Annotated in this window: 15 protein-coding genes; 13 read left to right on the top strand and 2 right to left on the bottom strand. The window is 67.8% G+C overall.

Features of this window, described 5'->3' with window-relative positions; translation table 11 throughout:
* Position 1 precedes the first annotated feature (1 nt).
* Positions 2-721 (top strand): flagellar type III secretion system pore protein FliP, encoded by a 720-nt coding sequence (gene fliP / locus IQ782_RS11955; RefSeq protein ID WP_194134876.1) that lies wholly within the window; start codon positions 2-4, stop codon positions 719-721.
* A 77-nt stretch (positions 722-798) separates the two neighbouring features.
* Here the strand turns inward: fliP and trhO are convergent, their stop codons facing one another.
* Positions 799-1,728 (bottom strand): oxygen-dependent tRNA uridine(34) hydroxylase TrhO, encoded by a 930-nt coding sequence (gene trhO / locus IQ782_RS11950; RefSeq protein ID WP_194134875.1) that lies wholly within the window; start codon positions 1,726-1,728, stop codon positions 799-801.
* Positions 1,729-1,850: 122 nt separating this feature from the next.
* Here trhO and pncA point away from each other — a divergent pair, with 122 nt between their 5' ends.
* The 6 genes from pncA to IQ782_RS11920 all read left to right on the top strand — a co-directional run bounded on the left by pncA (position 1,851) and on the right by IQ782_RS11920 (position 7,639).
* The gene (gene pncA / locus IQ782_RS11945; protein ID WP_194134874.1) at positions 1,851-2,453 is read left to right on the top strand and encodes a bifunctional nicotinamidase/pyrazinamidase; all 603 of its coding nucleotides are present in this window, start codon (positions 1,851-1,853) and stop codon (positions 2,451-2,453) included.
* Between the two features lie 119 nt (positions 2,454-2,572).
* Positions 2,573-3,862: a nicotinate phosphoribosyltransferase gene (gene pncB, locus IQ782_RS11940; RefSeq protein WP_194134873.1), complete on the top strand. Its 1,290-nt coding sequence runs from the start codon at positions 2,573-2,575 to the stop codon at positions 3,860-3,862.
* 86 nt (positions 3,863-3,948) lie between these two features.
* A complete protein-coding gene (gene hisC / locus IQ782_RS11935) occupies positions 3,949-5,034 on the top strand; it encodes a histidinol-phosphate transaminase (protein WP_194134872.1) in 1,086 nt (361 codons plus the stop codon).
* Positions 5,031-5,954 carry a prephenate/arogenate dehydrogenase family protein gene (locus tag IQ782_RS11930; RefSeq protein WP_194134871.1) on the top strand — a complete coding sequence of 308 codons (924 nt, stop codon included), beginning with the start codon at positions 5,031-5,033 and terminating at the stop codon, positions 5,952-5,954. The genes hisC and IQ782_RS11930 overlap by 4 nt, the downstream gene beginning before the upstream one ends.
* Positions 5,951-6,877, top strand: coding sequence for an extensin-like domain-containing protein (locus IQ782_RS11925; RefSeq protein WP_194134870.1), 927 nt, complete (start codon positions 5,951-5,953; stop codon positions 6,875-6,877). Before IQ782_RS11930 ends, IQ782_RS11925 begins: the two co-directional genes overlap by 4 nt.
* Before the next feature lie 219 nt (positions 6,878-7,096).
* Positions 7,097-7,639, top strand: a complete 543-nt coding sequence (locus tag IQ782_RS11920) for a hypothetical protein (RefSeq protein ID WP_194134869.1) — start codon at positions 7,097-7,099, stop codon at positions 7,637-7,639.
* 257 nt (positions 7,640-7,896) lie between these two features.
* On the opposite strand, the gene IQ782_RS11915 is transcribed toward IQ782_RS11920, so the two are convergent.
* A complete protein-coding gene (locus IQ782_RS11915; protein ID WP_194134868.1) occupies positions 7,897-8,457 on the bottom strand; it encodes a TlpA disulfide reductase family protein in 561 nt (186 codons plus the stop codon).
* Between the two features lie 22 nt (positions 8,458-8,479).
* Here IQ782_RS11915 and argH point away from each other — a divergent pair, with 22 nt between their 5' ends.
* The 6 genes from argH to IQ782_RS11885 all read left to right on the top strand — a co-directional run bounded on the left by argH (position 8,480) and on the right by IQ782_RS11885 (position 14,644).
* On the top strand, positions 8,480-9,871 hold the full coding sequence (gene argH, locus IQ782_RS11910; RefSeq protein ID WP_194134867.1) for an argininosuccinate lyase: 1,392 nt from the start codon (positions 8,480-8,482) through the stop codon (positions 9,869-9,871).
* Complete coding sequence (locus IQ782_RS11905) at positions 9,868-10,044, top strand: hypothetical protein (RefSeq protein WP_194134866.1); 177 nt, start codon at positions 9,868-9,870, stop codon at positions 10,042-10,044. The genes argH and IQ782_RS11905 overlap by 4 nt, the downstream gene beginning before the upstream one ends.
* Before the next feature lie 85 nt (positions 10,045-10,129).
* The gene (locus tag IQ782_RS11900; protein ID WP_240989253.1) at positions 10,130-10,285 is read left to right on the top strand and encodes an argininosuccinate lyase; all 156 of its coding nucleotides are present in this window, start codon (positions 10,130-10,132) and stop codon (positions 10,283-10,285) included.
* Positions 10,282-10,593, top strand: coding sequence for a DUF2834 domain-containing protein (locus IQ782_RS11895; protein WP_194134865.1), 312 nt, complete (start codon positions 10,282-10,284; stop codon positions 10,591-10,593). The genes IQ782_RS11900 and IQ782_RS11895 overlap by 4 nt, the downstream gene beginning before the upstream one ends.
* 115 nt (positions 10,594-10,708) lie before the next feature.
* Entirely contained in the window at positions 10,709-11,974 is a 1,266-nt protein-coding gene (gene lysA / locus IQ782_RS11890; protein WP_194134864.1) for a diaminopimelate decarboxylase, read from the top strand.
* Between the two features lie 63 nt (positions 11,975-12,037).
* A complete protein-coding gene (locus tag IQ782_RS11885) occupies positions 12,038-14,644 on the top strand; it encodes a TIGR02302 family protein (protein ID WP_194134863.1) in 2,607 nt (868 codons plus the stop codon).
* The last annotated feature ends 18 nt before the right edge of the window (positions 14,645-14,662 follow it).

Genomic DNA, 14,662 nt, shown 5'->3' with positions numbered 1-14,662 from the left:
GATGCGCAAGCTGCCCCTCTGGTTCTTCCCGCTGCTGCCCGGTGCCGCCTCGGCGCAGCAGATCACGGTCGATTTGGGACAGGGCGGCTCGGTCACCGCGGTCAGCCTTCAACTCATCGCGCTGGTAACCTTGCTCAGCCTCGCGCCGGGCATCGCGATCATGGTCACCTGCTTTCCCTTCATCGTCACCGTGCTGGCGATCCTGCGGCAGGCGCTTGGTCTCCAGCAATCGCCGCCCAACATGCTGATCGTCAGCCTGGCGCTGTTCCTGACCTTCTTCGTGATGGAGCCGACCCTCACCGAAGCCTGGCAGCAGGGGATTGCGCCGCTGCTCGACGAGCGCATCGAGCTGGTCGAGGCGACCGAGCGCACGTTGCAGCCATTCCGCGGCTTCATGGCCGGGCGCTGCGATCCGGCCACCTTTGAAGCCATGGCCGAACTGCGCCCCGGCATCGAGGGCACCGCGCTGTCAGCCGATGCGCCGCTGTCGCTGCTGATCCCCAGCTTCATGCTGTCGGAAATCGCCCGCGCCTTCCAGGTCGGCTTCCTGATCTTCCTGCCGTTCCTGATCATCGACCTGGTGGTCGCGGCGGTGCTGATGTCCATGGGCATGATGATGGTGCCGCCCGCGATCGTCTCGCTGCCCTTCAAGCTCGCCTTCTTCGTGATTGCCGACGGCTGGTCGCTGCTCTCGGGCGCGCTGGTGCGCAGCTATTTCTGAGCGGCAGCAAAAGAAGACCTGCCGCGAGAGGTCGAATCGTGCGTCAAACCCTGCGCCGCCAAGCGGCCTGGCGCGGGTCAGGCGCCATCGCCCTCGCCCGGCACGTCGGCGTGGAGGTGCCGTTCGCCACGCGCCTTGGCCAGCGCGATCTGCTTCTGCCGCTCGCGGAAGCGCGCCTTGTCCTCGTCCGAAGTCTCGGCGACGCACTGGTGGCAGGACACGCCCTCTTCGTATCCGGGGCGGGCTTGATCCTCGGGCAGGATCGGGCGGCGGCAGGCGTGGCAGAGCCCGTGCGGGCCCTCGCGCAGCCCGTGCTCGACCGACACCCGACCATCGAAGACGAAGCAGCTGCCCTGCCAGGCGCTGTCCTCCTCGGGCACCTCCTCGAGGTATTTCAGGATGCCGCCCTTGAGGTGGAAAACCTCCTCGACCCCCTGGCTCAAGAGGTAGTTGGTGGATTTCTCGCACCGGATGCCGCCGGTGCAGAACATGGCGATGCGCTTGTTGTGGAAGCGCTCCTTGTTCTTCTCCCACCAGGCGGGAAACTCGCGGAACGAGGCGGTCTGCGGATCGACCGCGCCCTCGAAGGTGCCGATGGCGACCTCGTAATCGTTGCGCGTGTCGATCACCGCCACGTCGGGCGAGCGGATCAGCTCGTTCCAGTCGGCGGGCGCGACGTAGTGGCCGACGCTGGCGCGCGGATCGACGCCGGGCTGGCCCATGGTAACGATCTCCTTCTTCAGCCGCACCTTCATGCGGGCGAAGGGGCGCTCGGCGGCCTCGGAGAATTTCCATTCCAGATCGGCACACCCGGGCAGCGCCCGCAGATGCGCAAGCACCGCGTCGATACCGGTGCGCGGGCCGGCGACGGTGCCGTTGATCCCCTCGCCGGCCAGCAGCAGCGTGCCGGTCACGCCGTTCGCCAGACAGAGGTCGAGCAGCGGGCCGCGCAGCGCGGCGGGATCGTCGAAGCGGGTGAAGTGATAGAGGGCGCAGACTGTGAACATGCGGGCGCGTTTACGCCCAAGCCCCGAGTCGGGCAAGCGACCGGATTGCCGCAGCATTGACGGCTGCGCGGCGCGGCGCGTAAGCCTTTGGGAAGCTGCCGCAGTCCGCCGGAGATTTGACCATGCACGCGCTCATCGTCATCGACGTCCAGAATGATTTCTGCCCCGGCGGCGCGCTGGCGGTGTCCGGCGGCGACGAGATCGTCGCCCCGATCAACGCGCTGATGGCCGAGGCCGATGCGGTTGTCCTGACCCAGGACTGGCACCCGGCGGGGCATTCCTCCTTTGCCAGCGCGCACGACGGCAAGGCGCCCTACGACCTGACGGAAATGCCCTATGGCCCACAGGTTCTGTGGCCCGACCATTGCGTCATCGGCAGCGCGGGCGCGGCCTTCCATTCCGGGCTCGACACCGACCGCGCCGACCTGATCCTGCGCAAGGGCTACAACCCGGCGATCGACAGCTATTCCGCCTTTTTCGAGAACGACCGCCGCACGCCGACCGGGCTCGAGGGCTATCTGCGCAGCCGGGGCATCGAGCGGCTGACCCTTGTCGGCCTCGCCACCGATTTCTGCGTGACCTATTCGGCGCTCGACGCGGCAAGGCTCGATTTCGCCGTCACCGTGCGCGAAGACCTGTGCCGCGCCATCGACCTCAACGGGTCGCTCTCGGCCGCCCGGACCGAGATGCAGCGCGTTGGCGTGAAGCTCTCCCAGAGCGCCTGAACCGCCGCCCGCGGGAACAATTCGTCCCGCAAGCCGTTGCCGGACAGGCAGAAAGCGCTTGGCCCTTCCTGTCACATTCGCGTAACAGGGGCCCCGACTGCCCGTGAGGAGTGTGCGCCGTGGAAATCGCGACCCGAGTCTGGAACCACCGCTGGAAGATCGATCCGATCGTCCGGTCGCTGATCGATACCGATTTCTACAAACTGCTGATGTGCCAGTCGGTCTATCACAACCGGCGCGACACGCAGGTCACCTTCAGCCTGATCAACCGCTCCAGCAACGTGCCGCTGGCCAAGCTGATCGACGAGGGGGAGCTGCGTGAACAGCTGGACCACATCCGCTCGCTCAGCCTGACCCGCGGAGAAAGCACATGGCTGCGCGGCAACACCTTCTACGGCAAGCGCCAGATGTTCCGCCCCGACTTCATGGAGTGGTTCGAGAAGCTGCGCCTGCCGCCCTATTTCCTCGAGCGCGTCGGCGACCAGTACGAGCTGACCTTCGAGGGCAGCTGGCCCGAGGTGATGCTGTGGGAGATCCCCGCGCTTGCCGTGCTGATGGAACTGCGCGGCCGCGCCGTGCTCAATCAAATGGGCAAGTTCGAGCTGCAGGTGCTCTACGCCCGCGCCGCCACCAAGCTCTGGGAGAAGATCGAGCGTCTGCGCGGCCAGCCCGGACTGAAGATCGCCGATTTCGGCACGCGGCGCCGCCACAGCTTTCTCTGGCAGGACTGGTGCGTGCAGGCGATGGTCGAGGGGCTGGGCGAGGGCTTCACCGGCACCTCCAACTGCCTGATCGCCAAGAACCGCGATCTGGAAGCGATCGGCACCAATGCCCACGAGCTGCCCATGGTCTACGCCGCGCTGGCCGAGGATGACGCGGCGCTCGCCCGCGCACCCTACGATGTTCTGGCCGACTGGCACCGCGAGCACGAGGGCAACCTGCGGATGATCCTGCCCGACACCTACGGCACCGAAGGCTTCCTCAGGAACGCGCCCGACTGGCTGGCGGGCTGGACCGGCATCCGCATCGACAGCGGCGATCCCGAGACCGGCGCCGAGATCGCCATCCGCTGGTGGCAGGAGCGCGGCGAGGACCCGCGCGAGAAGCTGGTGATCTTCTCGGACGGGCTCGACGAGGAGAAGATCCTCGAGCTTTACCACAAGTTCTCGGGCCGGGTGCGGGTGTCCTTCGGCTGGGGCACGCTGCTGACCAACGATTTCCGCGGCCTCACCCCCGACGACCGTCTCGCCCCCTTCAGCCTCGTCTGCAAGGCGATCAGCGCCAATGGGCGTCCCACGGTCAAGCTCTCGGACAACCCCAACAAGGCGATGGGTCCCGCCGAGGAGATCGCCCGCTACAAGCGAGTCTTCGAGGTCGGCGAGCAGGAGCGCCACGAGGTCGTCGTCTGAGCCCATCGGGCCCTTCCCGAGACTGGCATGTGCCGCGGCGCCGCGCTATGACGGCGCGGCACTCTTAGTCTGAGGAAAGACCGCATATGGCTGGCATCGAACCGCAACCCGGCATCATGGACATCGAGCTCTACGTCGGTGGCTCGTCGCATGTGGCGGGCGTCTCGAACGTCATCAAGCTCAGCTCCAACGAGAACCCCTTCGGCCCCTCCCCGGCGGCGCAGGAGGCGGTGCGGCGCGTGGTGCATGAAATGCACCGCTATCCTTCCTCGGATCATGCCAGCCTGCGCGAGGCGATCGGCGAGGTCTGGGACCTCGATCCGCAGCGCATCATCTGCGGCGCGGGTTCGGACGAGATCATCGCCTTCCTCTGCCAGGCCTACGCCGGGCCGGGCACCGAGGTGATCCACACCGAGCACGGCTTTGCCATGCACAAGATCTCGGCCATGGCCGCCGGGGCGACCCCCGTCGAGGTGGCCGAGCAGGACCGCGTGGTCAGCGTCGACACCATCCTTGCCGCCTGCACCGAACGCACCCGGCTGGTCTTCGTTGCCAACCCGGCCAACCCCACCGGCACGATGATCGGCCTCGCCGAGCTCGAGCGGCTGGCCAACGGCATCCCCGAGACCGCGATGCTGGTGATCGACAGCGCCTATGCGGAATACGTCGAGGGCTACGACGGCGGCGCGAAGCTCGCCACCGAGCGGCCCAACGTCTTCATGACCCGCACCTTCTCGAAGCTTTACGGGCTTGGCGGCATGCGCATCGGCTGGGGCTACGGCCCGCAGGTGATCGTCGACGTTCTGAATCGCGTGCGCGGACCGTTCAACGTGGCGGGGCTGACGCTGACCGCGGCCGAGGCCTCGATCCGCGACACCGCCTATGTCGAGAAGTGCCGCACCGAGAACGCCCGCATGCGCGCCTGGCTGGGCGAGGCACTGGCCGAGCATGGCGTGTCCTCGGACGCCTCGACCGCGAACTTCATCCTGGCCCGCTTCGGCTCTCAGGCCGAGGCCGAGGCCTGCGATGCCTACCTGCAGTCGCAGGGCGTGATCGTCCGCCGCACCACCTCTTACAAGCTGCCGCACGCGCTGCGCATCACGGTGGGCGATGAAGCCTCGTGCCGCCGCGTGGCGCATCTGGTGGGGCAGTTCAAGGCCGGCGCGCGATGAGCGAGGCGCAGAGTTACCAGCGCGTTGCCCTGATCGGCCTCGGCCTGATCGCCTCGTCGATCTACTGGGCGATGAAGCGCGCGGGCATGGAGGCCCATGTGACCGGCTACGCGCGCTCGGCAGAGACTCGCGAGACGGCAAAACGCCTTGGCCTCTGCCACGAGATCGTGGACAGCGCCGAGGCGGCGGTGAAAGACGCCGACTTGGTGATCCTCGCCGTCCCAGTCGGGGCCATGGGGCCGATCGCAGAAGCGATCGCGCCGCATCTCAAGCCCGGCTGCACCGTCAGCGACGTTGGCTCGGTGAAGAAGGAAGTCATCGAGGCCGTGCGCCCGCATCTGCCCGAGGGCGTCCATTTCGTGCCGACCCACCCGATGGCGGGCACCGAGCATTCCGGCCCCGACGCCGGCTTTGCCTCGCTCTACGACAACCGTTGGTGCCTGATCGTGCCGGACGGGGCGCCCGAGGAGGCCACCGCGCGGGTCGAGGCATTCTGGCAAGCGCTCGGCGCGAAGACCGAGCAGATGGAGGTCGAGCACCACGACCTCGTCTGCGCGGTGGTGAGCCACGTGCCGCACCTCATCGCCTACACCATGGTGGGGGTTGCCGACGACCTGCGCCGGGTCTCGGACCAGGAGGTCATCAAGTTCTCGGCCGCCGGCTTCCGCGACTTCACCCGCATCGCCGCCTCGGATCCGACCATGTGGCGCGACGTCTTCATGACCAACAAGCAGGCCACGCTGGAGATCCTCGGGCGTTTCACCGAAGAGCTCTTTGCGCTGCAACGCGCCATCCGGACGGGCGACGGTCAATTGCTCTTTGACTACTTCACCCGGACGCGGGAAATTCGTCGCGGCATCCTGCAGGCCGGTCAGGACACGGATGCCCCGGATTTCGGACGGGTGAAGGTGCAAAAATGATCCCTCGGGCAGCGGCACTGGCGGCACTGATGTTTCTGGCATCGCCGCTGGCTGCCGCGCCCGAAGCCGCCCCGGAAGCCTCGCTGCGCCCCTTGGCGCGCGCCGTGACCGAAGCCCCGCAGCCCCAGGCACCGCCCGTCACCGCGACCCCGAACGGCGCTCTCGACCGGCCGAAAGCCCGGCCCGGAAGCCTCGAAGCTGCGCAGGACGCGGCCGGGGCGCAGGAGCCCTCCTCCCCGGACAACCCCGGCCTTGGCCCGGAGCGGGCCGCGCGTGACATCGTCCAGCGGCTCGCCTTTGCCGCGCGCTCACCGCTGGCCATTCCGATGTCGCTGCGCCCCAGCCCGCGCAGCCGCGCCGTGGTCGAACGGGCGCTGGCGCTCCGCCGCGAACGCACGCGCGGCGCGGTCTGCGGCGACCCGGCGCTTCAAGGCAGCGAGATCGGGTCGGTTCCTGGTCGCATCTCGGGGTGCGGGCTCGAGGATGCGATCAAGCTGCGGTCGGTGTCGGGTCTTGCGCTCAGCACACGGGCGACCATCGACTGCACCACGGCGCGCGCGCTGAAGGCCTGGGTCGACAAGACCGTGGTGCCCACCATCGGCACCACCGGCGGCGGCGTCGCGGGGCTGCGTGTCGCCGCGAGCTACGCCTGCCGCGGGCGCAACAACCAGCCCGGCGCGAAGCTCAGCGAACACGGCAAGGGCCGCGCCATCGACATCGCCGCGATCCGCCTGAAGGACGGCAGCGAGATTTCGGTCCTGGACGACTGGGGCTCGGGATCCGAGGGCCGCATGCTGCGCAAGCTGCACAGCGGCGCCTGCGGCCCCTTCGGCACGGTCCTGGGGCCGGAATCGGATCGATTCCACCAGGATCACTTCCATCTCGACACCGCCCGCTACCGCGCGGGAAGTTACTGCCGCTAGACGCCAAATTCCGGCGATCTCAAGGCACGCTGCCGCGTTGCGGCCGATTGATTCGATCCCCTCACAGCCATCGCAGGAAACAGTGGGGATCGGCGCGCGAAAACTGTCTCGGAAATCGCCAGAAATTAAGACCCATTTGCGTCAAATGTTTGATTAAATCAGGGTTAACCCTCACCCTCTAAGCCACGGCCGGGGGGCCATGAGGAGGAGCGCACTGCCATGCGCCTGTTTGCAACTGCCCTGTTGGCGGCATTCGCGGCCGCACCGCTGCACGCGGATATCGCAATGGAGACCGCGCGTTTCGCGCCGGGCTCGCTGTTGGTCATGCAGGATGATCAAGGCCATGTCGTCAGCCACCTCGCCCGCGGCGAGGTGCAGGGGCTGTTCCGCTTTGACCTCTACGACGGCGCCACCGGAGATGCGCTCTACGCCGGCCGCTATTATACCGACGCGCGCGGCGAGGTGCTGCTGAGTGTCACCGCGCAGGGCAGCGTCACCCGGTTCGAACCCTACAGTTGCACGCGCACGCTGGGGGAATGCGAATATGAAATCATCCACGCCGACGGCCGGCGCGAGCTGCGCCTGCGCGAGACCCTACAGACCGAAACCGGGCTGGCCTGGAAGGAATGGACCCGCGAGGGACTCATCGCCACCGGCGGCACGAACCTCGACGAGATCGGCGCTCCGCGCGAAAGCTGGCGGCGCGACCTGCGCAGCGGCGATCGCTCGCGGCTGCACCGAATCTCTTTGGCATTGCAATGAAACGTTAATCAATTTTGGCGAATTTTGCCTCACCCGAAGGCACCGATGATTTCATCGAAACGTTTTTGGCACGACATGATCCCGGTAGCGAGTCGCACTGGTGTCAGTCGTGAGTTTTCGTAACGAGTGACACAGGGCGGGGCCTTCCCGCCCTGTTTTCCTTCCCACCCTGTTTCCCTTCCCGCCCTGTTTCCCTAGTGCTGCGAAGGGCGTGCTGCCGACGGCGAGCCAGCAGCGCCCCGCCGCCAGAGGGAAACTCAGCCCTCGCCACCCATCGCGGCGACAAGCACTGCCTTGGCGTTGTCCGAGCCCCAGTCCACGTCCCCGGTGATCCGCGCCACCTCCTGGCCCTCGGGGTTGACCAGCACGGTCACCGGCAGGCCCAGCACCGCCATCTCGCGCGCCAGCGCCGACTTGGGATCGCGGTAGAGCGGCAGGTTGTCCACGCCGATTTCTTCGAAGAAGGTGGTCATCGCGGGCGGCGGATTGCGTCCGGTAGCGATGGTCACCACCTCGAAGCCCTCGCCGCCCAATTCGGACTGCAGCGCCGAAAGCGCAGGCATCTCCTCGCGGCAGGGTGCGCACCAGGTGGCCCAGAAGTTCACCAGCGCCCATTTGCCCTTCAACTCGGACAGCGCCTTGGGGTTGCCCTCGAAATCGGCGAACTCCGCGCTGCCCACCGGCTTCGGGGCCTCGTGGAACACCAGTTTCTTCATCTCGCCTTCGCGGAGCGCGCTTGCGGCCTCGACATCGGCCAGCGCCGGATTTGCAAGCGCAACACCAGCGGTATAGAGGATCGCAAAGGCCAGTTTTTTCATCTTCCCTCCGGAAAGGCAGCACATGTCGGACAAGACCTCGAACCAGATGTGGGGCGGCCGTTTCGCCGCTGGACCCGATGCCATCATGGAGGCGATCAACGCCTCGATCGGCTTCGACAAGCGGCTGGCGGCGCAGGATATTGCCGGCTCGAGGGCCCATGCGGCCATGCTCGCCGCCACAGGCATCGTGGACAGTAGCGACGCCGAGGCCATCCGGGAAGGTCTGCTCACGGTCTTGTCAGAGATTAAGGCGGGTGACTTCGAGTTCTCCACCGCTCTCGAAGACATCCACATGAACGTCGAGGCGCGTCTCAAGGAGATCATCGGCGAGCCCGCCGGCCGTCTGCACACCGCGCGCTCGCGCAATGACCAGGTGGCGACCGACTTCCGGCTCTGGGTGCGCGACCAGTTCGACGCGGCCGAGGGCGGCATCCTCGCGCTGATGAAGGCGCTGCTGGGCCAGGCCGCGGCGGGCGCCGACTGGGTGATGCCCGGCTTCACCCACCTGCAGACCGCGCAGCCGGTCACCTGGGGCCACCACATGATGGCCTATGTCGAGATGTTCGCACGCGACCTGTCGCGGATGCGCGACGCGCGCAAGCGGATGAACGAATCCCCGCTCGGCGCCGCGGCGCTGGCGGGCACCGGCTTCCCGATCGACCGCCAGATGACCGCCGAGGCGCTCGGCTTCGACCGGCCCATGGCCAACTCGCTCGATGCCGTCTCCGACCGCGACTTCGCGCTGGAATTCCTCGCCGCCGCCTCGATCTGCGCCATGCACCTGTCGCGCTTCGCCGAAGAGCTGGTGATCTGGTCCTCGGCGCAGTTCCGCTTCGTGACCCTGTCGGACCGTTTCTCGACCGGCTCGTCGATCATGCCGCAGAAGAAGAACCCCGACGCCGCCGAGCTGATCCGTGCCAAGATCGGCCGCATCTTCGGCGCCAATGTCGCGCTCATGATGGTGATGAAGGGTCTGCCGCTGGCCTATTCCAAGGACATGCAGGAAGACAAGGAACAGGTCTTCGACGCCGCCGACAACCTGATGCTGGCGCTCGCCGCGATGGAGGGCATGGTCAAGGACATGACCGCCAATGTCGCCAACCTCGAGACCGCGGCCGCCTCGGGCTTCTCCACCGCCACCGACCTCGCCGACTGGCTGGTGCGCGAGACCGGCCTGCCCTTCCGCGACGCCCACCACGTCACCGGCGCGCTGGTCGCCATGGCTGAAAAAAAGGGCTGCGACCTGAGCGATCTTTCGCTGGACGAGATGCAATCGGTCAACGGCACCATCACCGAGGGTATCTTCGACGTCCTCGGCGTGCATAATTCGGTCGCAAGTCGAACGAGCTATGGTGGAACCGCCCCTGCCCGTGTGCGCGAGCAGGTGGCCCGATGGAAGGAAATCCTCGGATGAAGAAACTCGCCGGACTGACCCTGATCGCAGCAACCTTCTTCCTTGCGGCATGCGAGGGCCCCAACCGGGGACCACGGGTTCATACCGGCGTTTCCATCGGCCCCGGCGGCGTCCACCCCTCGGTGGGTGTCTCGGCGGGGCGCGGACCGGTCCGCGTCGGCGTCGGCACCTGAGGGGCGGCACCCGCCCCTGCCGAGCCGACTTGCCGCGCCCAGCTTCCTGGGCGATGGTGGGCCCGCAACGACCATGAGGACGACCATGATCATCCGCAGCGCATTGGCCCTCGGCCTTGTCGCAATGCTGGCCGCCTGTGGCGCCGACGGCCCGCCGACGCGCCCCGAGCCCGAGCAGACGCCCTCGGGTCCGGGCGTCAGCATCCACGGCACAGTCAAGATGGGTGTCGCCTACCCATGAGCCTGCGCCACCTGTGGCTGGCGCTGGCGCTCTGGGGGACGATCCATCCGATGGGTCACCTGACAAGCTGGCTCGCCGTCAACCACTGGTCGCTGACGGGCCTTTTCGCCGCCTGGCAGGCCAATGACGCGGTCACCGGTCTGAGCTGGGATCTGGCGATCACCGCCATCACCCTGACGCTCTGGATCCTTGCCGAGGTTGCCGTGCGCCGCAACTGGGCCGCGCTGCTGGCGATCCCCGCGACCTTCCTCGTCGGGGTGAGCTGCGGGCTGCCGCTCTACCTGTGGTTCCGCTCGCGGCCGGTCTGAAACGGCGCGGTCCTGTCCGAGCTGCGGGTCGCGCGACAGCCTGTTCCCTTCCCACGGGTTATCCAGTATCCCCGCGCTGAAGCCCTAGCGCGGCAGCAGTTTACCGGGGACCGACATGGACCATTTCCTCTATCGCAACGGCATCCTCCACGCCGAGGACGTGCCCCTGCCCGAGATCGTCTCGCAGGTCGGCAGCCCGGTCTATGTCTACTCCACCGCGACATTGCTGCGGCATTTCCTGCTGTTCGACGAGGCGCTGAGCTGGGGTCCGCACCTTGTATGCTACGCGATGAAGGCCGCCTCCAACCAGGCGATCCTCAAGACGCTGGCCAAGGCCGGCGCGGGCATGGACGTGGTCTCGGGCGGCGAATACGCCCGCGCCAAGGCCGCCGGCGTGCCGGGTGACCGCATCGTCTTCTCCGGCGTCGGCAAGACCCGCACCGAGATCCGCACCGCGCTCGAGGGTGGCATCCGCCAGTTCAACATCGAGAGCGAGCCCGAGATGGAGGTGATCTCGGAGGTCGCCGTCACCCTCGGCGTCACCGCCCCGGTGACCATCCGGGTGAACCCCGACGTGGACGCCAAGACCCACGCCAAGATCGCCACCGGCAAATCCGAGAACAAGTTCGGAATCCCCATCGCCCGCGCCCGCGAGGTCTATGCGCGCGCCGCCGAGCTGCCGGGGCTGAAGGTGGTCGGCATCGACGTGCACATCGGCTCGCAGCTGACCGATCTGGAACCCTTCCGCCTAGCCTATCGCAAGGTCGCCGAGCTGACCCACGCGCTGCGCGTCGACGGTCACACGATCGAGCGGCTCGACCTCGGCGGCGGGCTCGGCATCCCCTACACCCGCAGCAACGAGGCACCGCCGCTGCCCACCGACTACGGCCAGATGATCCGCGAGGAACTGGGCGATCTGGGCTGCGAGATCGAGATCGAGCCCGGCCGGCTGATCGCCGGCAACGCCGGCATCCTGGTGTCGGAGGTGATCTACCTCAAGCACGGCGAGGGGCGGGATTTCCTGATCCTCGACGCGGCGATGAACGATCTGATCCGCCCTGCCATGTACGATGCGCACCATGACATCGTCCCGGTGATCGAGCCCGTTCCGGGCGGCGAGCAGCGCACCTACGACATCGTCGGTCCGGTCTGCGAAAGCGGCGACACCTTTGCCAAGGGCCGCACCATGCCGCAGGTCAACCCGTCAGAGCTGGTGGCCTTCCGCTCGGCCGGCGCTTACGGCGCGGTCATGTCCTCCGAGTATAATACGCGGGCACTTGTCCCCGAAGTTCTGGTGAATGGCGATCAATTCGCTGTCATTCGCCGGAGACCGAGCTTTGAGGAAATCATAAACCGCGATACGCTTCCCGAGTGGCTGTAAGTCCCCGTCCCTGACGGGCTCCCTGCGGCCACCGGACCGCAGGAGAGACCTCAGGAGACACCGATGGCCTCAAGGGACCGCGCGCCCGCCGACATCCTGAAGCCGGTAAGATGGCAGATCCGCCTGACCCTCTGGGGCTTGGCGGTGGAACGGCTCGTGCGTGCCTTCTGGCCGCTTTGGTCGGTGATCTTCGTGGTGCTGGCCGCGCTGATGCTCGGCCTTCAGGATCTTGTGGACGTCGAATGGGTCTGGGCCGCAGGTGTCGTGGCGCTCGCCGGCACCGGCTGGGCGCTCTGGCGCGGCGTCCGGCGGATGCGCTGGCCGCGCCGCGAAGAGGCGATGCTGCGCCTCGATTCCACCCTGCGCGGCAGCCCGATCCTCGCCGCCCTCGACACCCCAGCCATCGGCGCCACCGACCCCGGCTCGCAGGCCCTCTGGAAGGCCCATCAGGAGCGGATGCGCGCCCGCATGCTCGAGGCCCGCGCGGTGCAGCCCGACCTGCGCGTCGCTCGCGCCGACCCCTATGCGCTGCGCTACGTCGCGCTGCTTGCGCTCTTCGTCGCGCTGATCTTCGGCTCTTTCCTGCAAATCCGTTCGGTCACCGCCATGGGCCCCACCGGGGACAGCCTGGCCTCCGGCCCGACCTGGGAGGGCTGGATGGAGCCGCCCGCCTACACCGGCCTGCCGTCGGTCTACCTCAACGACATCACGACCGCCTCGCTCGAGGTGCCAGAAGGTGCGCGCGTCACCCTCAGGCTCTACGGCGAGGTCGGTGCGCTGAATGTGACCGAGACCGTGTCGGGCCGCACGCCCGACCCGGCGGCAGACCCCGGAGCCCCCGCCGAAACCGCGCAGGACTTCGAGGTCACCCGATCCGGCACGCTCACCATCGACGGACCCGGCGGCCGGGCGTGGGAGCTTGCCGTCATTCCCGACGCCCGCCCCACCGTGGCGCAGCAGGGCGAGATCGAATCGAGCTACGAGGGCGACGCGCAGATCCCCTACACCGCCACCGACGACTACGGCGTCGTTTCGGGCACCGCCCGCATCGAGCTGGCGCTCGACGAGGTGGATCGCCGCTACGGGCTCGCCGCCGAGCCCGAGCCGCGCGCGGTGATCGAACTGCCGCTGCCGATGCCCATCGCCGGCAGCCGCACCGAGTTCACCGAGACGCTGATCGAGAATTTCTCGACCCACCCCTGGGCCAACCTGCCGGTGCACATCTCCTTCGAGGTCGCCGACGAGGCGGGCCAGACGGGTGCCGCCGCGCCGCAGGTCATCACCCTGCCCGGCCGCCGCTTCTTCGATCCGCTCGCCGCCGCGCTGATCGAGCAGCGTCGCGCGCTGCTCTGGTCGCGCGACAATGCCCGCGACGTGGCGCAGATCCTGCGCGCCGTCAGCTACAGGCCCGACGACATCTTCCGCTCGGCGGTGCCCTACCTGCGGCTGCGCACCATCCAGCGCCGGCTCGAGGGGTTCACCACCGAGGGCATGAACCCCGAGCAGCAGGACGAGATCGCCGCCGCACTCTGGGATCTGGCACTGCTGCTGGAAGAGGGCGACCTGTCGAGCGCGCTGGAACGGCTGCAACGGGCGCAGGACCGGCTGAACGAGGCGATGAAGAACGGCGCGTCGGATCAGGAGATCGCCGAGCTGATGCAGGAGCTGCGCGAGGCCACCGACGACTACCTGCGCCAGCTGTCGCGGCAGGCGCAGCAGAACCCCGACCAGAACCAGCAGCAGATGGCCCAGGATCAGAACACGATCGAGATGAGCCAGAACGACCTGCAGCGGATGATGGACCGCATCCAGGAATTGATGGAGCAGGGCCGCATGGCCGAGGCGCAGGAAGCCCTGCGCCAGCTGCAGCAGATGATGGAGAACATGCAGGTCACCCAGGGTCAGCCCGGTCAGGGCCAGACCCCGGGCGAGCAGGCAATGGAAGGCCTGGGCGAGACGCTGCGCAACCAGCAGGGGCTTTCGGACGAGGCCTTCCGCCAGTTGCAGGACCAGTTCAACCCCGGCCAGCAGGGTCAGCAGGGCCAGCAGGGTCAACAAGGCCAGCAGCAGGGCCAGTCCGGAGAGGGTCAGCCCGGTGAACAACCCGGCCAGGGTCAAGGTCAGTCGCAGGGCCAGGCCCAGGGCGGCGGCCAACAGGGCGACGGCGGCACGCTCGAGGAAAACCTCGCCGACCGCCAGCAGGCGCTGCGGGACGAGCTGAACCGTCAGCGCCGCAACCTGCCCGGTGCAGGCACCGAGGCCGGAGAGGCCGCGCGCGACGCGCTGCGCCGCGCCGACGAGGCAATGGACGGCGCCGAAGAGGCGCTGCGGCAGGATGATTTCGCCGAGGCGCTGGACCAGCAATCTCAGGCCATGGAGGCGCTGCGCGAGGGCATGCGCAACCTCGGCGAGGCGCTGGCGCAGCAACAGCAGCAGGGTCAGGGCCAGCAGGGCATGGCGCAGGGCGGCGACCCCGGTCAGCAGCGCGACCCCCTGGGCCGGAACTCCGGCAGCAATGGCCAGCTCGGCACCGACGAGACCATGCTGCAGGGCGAAGACGTCTACCGCCGCGCCCGCGAGCTGCTCGACGAGATCCGCCGCCGCACCGGCGAGGGCGAACGCCCGCAGGAAGAACTCGACTATCTCGAAAGGCTGCTGGAGCGGTTCTGACCCGCTCCAGCCTCAGCG

This window comes from Salipiger mangrovisoli (genome assembly GCF_015223355.1).
In the GTDB taxonomy this organism is placed as follows: domain Bacteria; phylum Pseudomonadota; class Alphaproteobacteria; order Rhodobacterales; family Rhodobacteraceae; genus Salipiger; species Salipiger mangrovisoli.
This window is presented reverse-complemented; position numbering and strand designations above follow the sequence as displayed.